The sequence below is a fragment of the Bacillus sp. BSL6 genome (assembly GCF_052928345.1).
In genome coordinates this window covers 1-8,476 of record NZ_JAVGCW010000021.1, presented here as the reverse complement: position 1 = coordinate 8,476, position 8,476 = coordinate 1, and the positions used below count along the sequence as shown (strand labels likewise).

Here is an 8,476-nt window from a genome sequence, read left to right as displayed (position 1 = left end):
CCTTCATAGTTTGGTGATGATGGCAGAGAGGTCACACCCGTTCCCATACCGAACACGGAAGTTAAGCTCTCTAGCGCCGATGGTAGTTGGGACCTTGTCCCTGTGAGAGTAGGACGTCGCCAAGCAAGCTTAAGACGAGTCAGAATGACTCGTCTTTTTTGTATGCTTTCATACCTCTACTAATTGCTTGCTTAACTCCTTCTAAATAGGCGAATCCATGCTTTTTATCTGGTTCTAAGTAAGTACCTTCTGCCCATTCATTCCAAGCATTCATAAATAAAAACTCGCTGTTGTAAAGAGAATAGGTACGATAGATTTGCTTACTTAAATATATCGTAAACTTCTCAGGAGTAGAGCCTAGGAAGATGCTACTATTTAAGTCTTTGCGGCGTGCTGTGTTGTCCCAGTCAACAAAGGCACCGGGAAATGTTTTTTTCTCTGGAGGAGATCGCTTTAGTATATACATCCAAACTTTATCATAATCCCAAGCGTTTATTTGTTTACCAGACTCATATATTGTTTTATTTATGTCTGAAGAGCTATCATGAGCAATTGTATAAAAAGGCTCGAATTGAATGCTAGCATCGAACCCATTTATATTAGGAAGTGGGAAGCTGTTTAATGTTTCTACAAAGTATATACCTTTCAAACCATTTTCTTGTGCGAGTGTATTCCAGTAATTAAGCATTTGCTCACAGTCAGGGATATGCCCAGGACGGTAAATAATGAATAGTGGTTTATCATCTATACGAATATACCTTTCATCTTGGAAAGCTTGTAATAAATAGTCGAAGTGTTCTTTCCAATCCGATAACTCTCCGTAATTTTGAGGCATTAATATATGACTATCAAGACCATCCCAAGTTTTTGTCCACGGTTCATTTGCCCAAGAAAGGCAAAATGGAAAATCTGGTTCGCCCGTCTTAAGTACTTCATTAAAGGGTGTCTCCAATAGCCTTTTTCCTTTAAACCAGTAATGGTAATAACAAAAACCATATATGCCGTGTGCTTTAGCGATTTCTGCTTGCCACTTTCTTACGGATGGGTCCGTTAAGTCATAATAAAAGTCTTGATAAGGTTCTCTAGGTTGATAATGTTTTGAAAATAAAGGCCGTGCACTTTTAGTATTTGTCCATTCAGTAAAACCTTTTCCCCACCATCGGTCATTTTCTTTTATTTGATGAAACTGTGGTAAGTAAAAAGCAATAATTTTCAAGGTATATCCCCCTTATGTTCTTCGTAGTTCAAAGTGGTGGGAAGTTACTTTTGATTTTTTGAATCGAGTTTACAGTTTGCTCGATAGAGGAATCTTGGGTGATTTAATATATATGGCTGAGATGAAAAGTGATTTTCATTATAAAATTATGTGCATTACCATGTAAGAAAAGAGTTAATCTTTTTGGAGAACAAATAGGGCTTGGGGTAATCGGTTTGCATCATCAAAAAAGTCCCGTAGTTTTAAATACTTCTCATAGTGATTTTTAATATAAGTTCTAGGTATAACGGTTTCTCCGTAGAAGCTACTATTTCTAACGTCTCCGGCTCCTGTAGGACTGTGGACAAAATTGCCGCTTTCATAATCCGAGATGGCCCGATTTATATCTGGAAAAGCTTGAGATAAAGTTTTATGCCAACCCGTTTGAATAAATTCAGGGTGTTCCTTGAATTGTTGACAGTAATCGAGAAAATAGCGTGCTTGTGTTGTAGCGATGAAGATTCCACCTGGACGAAGAATTCTTGAAAATTCCTTTATCCAATGTTCTGCAGTTTCTTCGGATAAATGTGAGAATACAGAATAAGCGAATATGATGTCCAATGAATCGTCACTAATAAATTCTACAGGAGGTTGTGGATTGGCGGTTTTATATATTCCTCTTCCTAACGTTTCATTGCAAATATTAATCATTGCTGGATCTACATCAATCCCAAGTAAATTTTCATCGCGAACATCTTTGAAAAAAAAGCGTATAATTCTTCCCCACCCGCAACCAAAGTCTAAAATTTTACGTTCTTTATTCAAGGGAACACCTAAATTTTGGGCATATGTTTTTACATGGCTATAAAACAAATATGCTTCATAAAGAGCATGTTCATAGGAAGCACCTACAAACTGTTGTTGAATTTCTTCAGGAGGGAACATAGGTACTGGGATGCCATTTATCTTTGTTTGTGAACAACTTTGTATAAATAGATTTAGAAGTTCAACATCAGAAAGTGGACTAACAAGGTTATCAAAATCACTTCCTAACTTAAAGTTATTCATTTGTTAACCTCCAAATTATATTCGTGTTTTCTACTAATAAAAACATGTAAAAATTCAGCATCTAAGCCCAGTGATTTATCCTTTTGTAAATAAACTAGGGTATACATATTTGCATGTGTATAAATATATTCAATCATATCTTGGCCCCAATCAAATGTTACTAAAGACCCATTCTCATCAATAGGATTTCCGTGATAAATTGGCTCTTCAATATACTCAATTCCATCCTCATTGATTCTTGCCCTTTGCAAAGTTTTTGGAAGTGTGTGGTACCAAGGGACAGTAAAAACATGAGCACCGCCAGGCTTTAATACACGCTCTATTTCTTTAAAGGCTTTGTTTGGTTCCATTACATGTTCAAAGACATCTTGAGTAATGAACAAATCAAAAGATCCATTTTGGAAAGTCATGTTTTCTAAGTTCTCGCATCTAATCCCTTGAAAGTATTGGCCAAGAGGATAGTTTTTAAAGTATTGAGAGTATGTATAGTTTTTGCAGTTTTTTATTAGTAGTTGAGTTGTAATCCCCCCAGGTGAGGATTCGTGAATATGATAGGAACCCCATTTCGGAAAAAATGTATTTAAAACATGAATTAAAGCTCGCTGCCTTGGTATAGAGTGGCATGTAGAACATAAGTAGTGATCTCTAAGCCAATCGTTATGCTCTATAAATGTAGCTTCCTTCTCACAAATAACACAATATCCGTTATTATGTTTCAAATTACCTTCCACATGACATCACTCCTGTGTAAAAAATGCATATGGCATATGCGTCAATAATTAGCGGGGGAGAACCCCACTCTAATTAAAGTTTCACTTTATGCTATGCGATACATTCGCTTTTATTCATTGAAGAATGTATCAATTTAAAATATCCCTTTCGTGTACGGATACATTTCAAAGTCTTGTGCATATATTTCTGTAACTAACGCCATTGTTTCTTCATCATAAAAACTTTTATATGTCGGAAAGCGAGGAAAGGCGGCATCTGTAATGCTGAGCTCTGCATAGCTTCCTGTATACATCATTTTATGAGAGCGATGATGATTTGAATTTGTAAGTAGCGCTAAATTAGATTTAACCAAATCGTACGTATGTTCTATTTTGGTGATTTGTGTATTAAAATCTTCTAAAGGAATATAGTGTTGGATGAAATTTTCTTCACCCGGAACGTATTGCTGACTAAAATGTATGTCCATTGCTACGGAATTGGGACCTAATGCTCGAACGTAATATAAAAATTGTTTAAATGATATTCCTCGGTTACTATATTTGTCATTATATAAATACTGGCGGATACTTTCCCATTGAGGAATTGCATATGGATTGTCAGCAAGTAATAAAAATGAGCTGACGGCCCTTGTATAGGGATTTCGTACAAGTTTACAAACAGCTTTTTCTGCTGTTAGAAGCCCATTTTGTAACTCTGGTATGTAGTTGGTGTTGTTTTTATACACCCAGAATTCATAGTAATGAATAAAGTCATGGTATTTCTTTGCTTCATTAAACAATCCGATTTGAAAAAAGAACCAATTAGCTAAAGTAGTGCATCCGCTTCTATGGCTCCAGAATAGTATAAGGGGAAAGTCTTTATGGAAATGTGGGATTCGATGTTTATGTAGAATTACATGATTTAAAAGCTCTTGATTTACATTCTTCATACATGTAGTGCTCCTTTTTGAAAGTTTTATTTATGGAGAAGGGGAAAGCTTTTACTAATCCAATATATTCATAGGAATGAGTAAATATTATGAATGTTTTTTCGGGCGGCTTAAATAAGGTAGTGATTCTAAAGGGGAAATATAAAATAAAGATAATGAAAAATTATAAGGGGCATACAATTATAAGAGACTCAATAATAGAATTGACTAAGTTTATTTATTTGTATTTCTAGGTGAGATAAGCAAAAATCTTATTACTAGAGAGGATATTATGCGGAAGAATAATTATTTAATAGTAGGTGGAAATAGTTTCATTGGTATTAACCTCGCATTAGGTTTATTGAAAAAAGGCCAAAATGTAAAAGTATTTTCCAGACATATAAATAATTTTCCTCAAAATATTATAAGTGAGGTTGAATTTATTAAAGGTGATTTAGCAAATGTTGAAGATATATATAAAGCCTTAGTGAATGTGGATATTATTATTTATTTAGCTGCAACGTCTAATGTAACAACTTCAATTGAAGATGTTTTCGGAGATATAAACAGTAGCCTTTTTTTTCTTAATTTCATGGAAAGTGCTAAAAATTTCCCCATTAAAAAAATCGTATTAGCATCTTCTGGAGGCACAGTTTATGGTGAACCGGAATATCTGCCTATTGATGAGGAACATCCATTAAAACCACTTTCTCCTTATGGAATAACAAAGGTGTCGCTTGAAAATTATTTGTACTTTTATAAGAAAAAATATGGAATGGACTATGTTGTATGTAGATATTCTAATCCGTATGGAAAATATCAAAACCCGTTAAAGAAAGTTGGAGCAATAAATTGTTTTTTGTATCAGCATCTCAGTAATGAAAAGATTAATATATATGGGAATCCACAAGAAATTATTCGAGATTATATTTATATCGATGATTTAGTGGAAGTTACTATACAACTATCGCAATTAAATCACTTGAAATTTTGTGTGTATAATATAGGCAGCGGAAAGGGTCTCTCTTTAAAACGAATTATAGTAGAATTGGAGAAATTAACGGAAAGAAAAGTGGACTTTATCTGCTATAAACAAAAGCAAGAAAACGTTCAAAAAATCATTTTAAATATAGATAGAGTAAGACGAGAATGTAATTGGGAACCGAAAGTGGATTTCAAAAGTGGAATTAGGTTAAATAAGCTATGGATTGAAGAGTTCTTATATAGTAAAAAATAATAAGCCATGCCCTACTTCTGTATAAGTAGAGCGTGGTTTATTATTTTATTTCTTTTTTTATTACCCAAAGATCTTGATGTTCCCACCAAAAACCTTCAGTGTATTTTTTGATAATAGGATTATAAGGTAATAATTTAATTTTGTCACATACGTAAGAGGGGCTAACGATCGTTTGCCCGTATTGATGAACATCTAAATCGAGTTGTTCGCTAGAGGGCAGAAACCAATAACCCCGTTCATTTAAAGCGGGAAAGCCGAAGTACTTTTTACTTTGATATCCATGAGTTGTGAAAATGAATAAGCCGCCAGGGGAAACAGCGTTATACAATGTCTGAAGCCAACGAAACCAAGTTGTATCAGGCATATGAGAAAAAAAGGATAGACAAAAAACGATATCATACGTAGACGAGGCTAATTTTACTTGTTCTGGTTCAGGGTGAGATAATAGAGATGAAGTATGTAATGTGTTTTCAATAAAAGTAATAGCCTCTTCGTGTATATCGCAAGTAGTTATACTTAAGTTCGTTTGCTGATTTAATAAATGACGTGTTACGCAGCCATATCCGGATGCGAATTCTAATAATTGAATTGGAGTGTCTACAGGAGGATAAAAGGAAGTAATTAAATCTAAGAGTGTTTCTGCTGATTTTCTTCCATCTTTAAAATAATAATCTATTGCTTCTTTTTTAGATGGAAAGACTGGATTTGTGACAAGGAATTGAAAGATATGATCCTCTGGGTGGATATTTGCACTTACATTGTATTTTTGTGCAATTTGAGAAATCAAATGTTTATTTGCCTCTATAAATTCTTTCAAAGAGTAACACCCCTTAAATAATAGTAATGTCTTAAAAGAGATACTGATGATAAAGAAAATATATAATTAAACCTTCAAATATGTTTCAAGGTACTTTCTATATGTATACATTTTCTTTTTTGAAATGTCGTCGATAGTAAAGGTGTCTTTAATGAAATTCTGCATTTGTACAACTTCACTGTAATGGGAATATGAATCTTCTGTTCTTGTTACGCTATTTGTATGTCGTCTATGATAGTTTAGAGGTTTTGGATTAAAATAAATGTTCCCCTCTTTAAGGAGAGAAACATAGAAAAACCAATCACCAGCTATTTTAAACTTTTGCAATTGTTTTGCTATTGTTTTTATATCTATGTTTTTAAAAACTACACTTGAGACATTAGGTATGGTGTTTTTGATAAGTAACGTATCTTGTATTTCATCTATCCCTTTTCGGATATAAGAACTCTGCCATTTTTCCTTATCAATATCATTTGTGTAATCCAAATAATGATTGGCCAAGATATTTCCTTGTTCATCTATTTGTTTTGATTGTGTGTAGCTTAAGGCAACATCACTATCTATATGAAACCCTTGTATTACTTCTTCTAAAAATGTCTGATCACATAAGTCATCGGCCTCAGCAATCCAAATATAATCACCGGTTGCTGCAGAGACACCTTTTATCCATTGTTTAAATACAGAACCAGAATTTTTATCATTAATAATCTGCTGAACTTTCAGGTGGTGTTTATTTTCATTTGAGAGCAGCTTTTCAAATATAGATACGCTATTGTCAGTAGAGGCATCGTCTAGGAAAATTAGTTCGTAAAGGGGATAGGTTTGAGTTAATATTGATTTAACTCGTTCCGGTAAGTATTTTTCGTAATTATAGTTCGGTACAATGACGCTTATTTTTTTATAATTATGCTCAAGCAAGTTTAATAATTGATAAACGTAATCAAGAAAGTTGAAATCTCTTTCAATAAGTTCTTGGCCAAAGGTGCCTTTTTGTAATCGTAAATCTTCATTCCCGATAAGTTCATATATTCTTTCCAGCATCATAGGTAAGTTTAAATAGTCTACTAATGCGCCGGTTTGTTCCGTAACAACATCTTCAAAACCTCCAGCGTTTTTGAACCCTATAACAGGGACTTTTGTATCTAATGCTTCTAAAACTACGTTTGGAAAAGGATCTTCTCTTGAAGTTAATAAATATAAATCAGCACCGGCGTTATATAAACCGATATCTGGAGTTGGGTCCACTAATGTGAAATGTGCTGTATATCTTGGGGAGATTGTATTAAAAAAATGAACATCTGTTTTCCCAACCCAGATAAAATGAATATTCGTATGCATCTTTCTTACTGAGTAAGCAATAAGTGAGAATAAATCTATTCCTTTTCGATGATCAGCGAAACCTACCCCCAAGATGATTTTGCTATCGAGAGGCAGATTGTGCTTTTTTCGTAAATCGCTTCTCGCTTGTGCAATATTTTTCTTATAAGGATTATGGTTGAACAAGCCCTGAGGGAGAATGTGGCATTTTTGATGATCTAATTGGGTGATTGTACGGAATTTTTCATACACGTATTGTGAAGGGAAGACAATTTTGTGAGCAGATTGGGCAATGTTTCTTGCTTTTCCCTCAGCAGAGTACTGTTGTATTAAATGCGGCAATTCATGTATTAATGAAATAACTTTAATATTATGTTTAGCTAGTAATGCAACTATATCACCACTTATGACGGTACTACATATGGCGATGGTATAGTCTTTTAATAATAACTTCTTTATTAATAATTCGACTTTTTCTTCCGTTGGGTAGTCTTCCTCTAGGCAATAAACAGGACCATACTTTTGAAAATCTTGGATTAAAATACCGGTTCCAATAGAAATAACTGCGACGGAGTAATGAAAGTTTTCTTTAAGGGCTTTAATAGTATGTAAAGAAAGCAGCTGTGCTCCGTGGAAATGGGCATCATGGGATACATAAATGATTTTCTTATTAGCATGCATTTCATAACGCCTCCTAATGTAATTAGATTTTAGTAAATGTAGGATGTATTTATAATTCCTAGAGAGAAGTGGTAGGAGATAATTGTGAATGTAACCGAAATAAAAAAGCTATTTTTAATATATATTTGTGTGGCTTGATATTCATTCTTTATAAAGTAGAAACTGTCGATTATAAAAATGACTACACTAGTTTATTAATCTTTTGGGAAGGAGTATAAAAAACTTTATAATTTATAAAATAAAAAGGATAAAAAGTATTGACGATTAGAGTACAGAAGTGTAATATAGAACAAGTCGCCGATGACAATAACGTCGAAAGCGACAAACGAAATAAAAAACTTAGTTGACATTGAAAGATGAAAATGTTAACATAAGGAAGTCGCAAATGAGCGACAGACAAGTTCTTTGAAAACTGAACGAAACAAACAACGTGAAACGTCAATTTTTATTTTATGATGCTAGACAAACTAACTTTATTGGAGAGTTTGATCCTGGCTCAGGATGAACGCTGGCGGCGTGCCT

At 33.8% G+C, this 8,476-nt stretch carries 7 protein-coding genes and 1 rRNA gene; 2 read left to right on the top strand and 6 right to left on the bottom strand.

Features of this window, described 5'->3' with window-relative positions:
- Positions 1-9 precede the first annotated feature (9 nt).
- Positions 10-125: ribosomal RNA gene (gene rrf, locus RCJ96_RS27215) — 5S ribosomal RNA — on the top strand.
- Positions 126-139: 14 nt separating this feature from the next.
- Here the strand turns inward: rrf and RCJ96_RS27210 are convergent.
- The 4 genes from RCJ96_RS27210 to RCJ96_RS27195 all read right to left on the bottom strand — a co-directional run bounded on the left by RCJ96_RS27210 (position 140) and on the right by RCJ96_RS27195 (position 3,923).
- Positions 140-1,216: a glycosyltransferase WbsX family protein gene (locus RCJ96_RS27210; RefSeq protein ID WP_000691010.1), complete on the bottom strand. Its 1,077-nt coding sequence runs from the start codon at positions 1,214-1,216 to the stop codon at positions 140-142.
- Between the two features lie 174 nt (positions 1,217-1,390).
- The gene (locus RCJ96_RS27205; RefSeq protein WP_242304882.1) at positions 1,391-2,263 is read right to left on the bottom strand and encodes a class I SAM-dependent methyltransferase; all 873 of its coding nucleotides are present in this window, start codon (positions 2,261-2,263) and stop codon (positions 1,391-1,393) included.
- Positions 2,260-2,994 carry a class I SAM-dependent methyltransferase gene (locus RCJ96_RS27200; protein ID WP_242304881.1) on the bottom strand — a complete coding sequence of 245 codons (735 nt, stop codon included), beginning with the start codon at positions 2,992-2,994 and terminating at the stop codon, positions 2,260-2,262. Before RCJ96_RS27200 ends, RCJ96_RS27205 begins: the two co-directional genes overlap by 4 nt.
- Before the next feature lie 134 nt (positions 2,995-3,128).
- The gene (locus tag RCJ96_RS27195) at positions 3,129-3,923 is read right to left on the bottom strand and encodes a sulfotransferase family 2 domain-containing protein (RefSeq protein ID WP_076871249.1); all 795 of its coding nucleotides are present in this window, start codon (positions 3,921-3,923) and stop codon (positions 3,129-3,131) included.
- Between the two features lie 271 nt (positions 3,924-4,194).
- Here RCJ96_RS27195 and RCJ96_RS27190 point away from each other — a divergent pair, with 271 nt between their 5' ends.
- Positions 4,195-5,139, top strand: coding sequence for an NAD-dependent epimerase/dehydratase family protein (locus tag RCJ96_RS27190; protein ID WP_001230823.1), 945 nt, complete (start codon positions 4,195-4,197; stop codon positions 5,137-5,139).
- A gap of 40 nt (positions 5,140-5,179) precedes the next feature.
- Here the strand turns inward: RCJ96_RS27190 and RCJ96_RS27185 are convergent, their stop codons facing one another.
- Together RCJ96_RS27185 and RCJ96_RS27180 are read right to left on the bottom strand one after the other, a co-directional pair.
- Positions 5,180-5,956: a class I SAM-dependent methyltransferase gene (locus RCJ96_RS27185; RefSeq protein WP_000657506.1), complete on the bottom strand. Its 777-nt coding sequence runs from the start codon at positions 5,954-5,956 to the stop codon at positions 5,180-5,182.
- A gap of 66 nt (positions 5,957-6,022) precedes the next feature.
- On the bottom strand, positions 6,023-7,954 hold the full coding sequence (locus RCJ96_RS27180) for a glycosyltransferase (protein ID WP_416504791.1): 1,932 nt from the start codon (positions 7,952-7,954) through the stop codon (positions 6,023-6,025).
- Positions 7,955-8,476 lie beyond the last annotated feature (522 nt).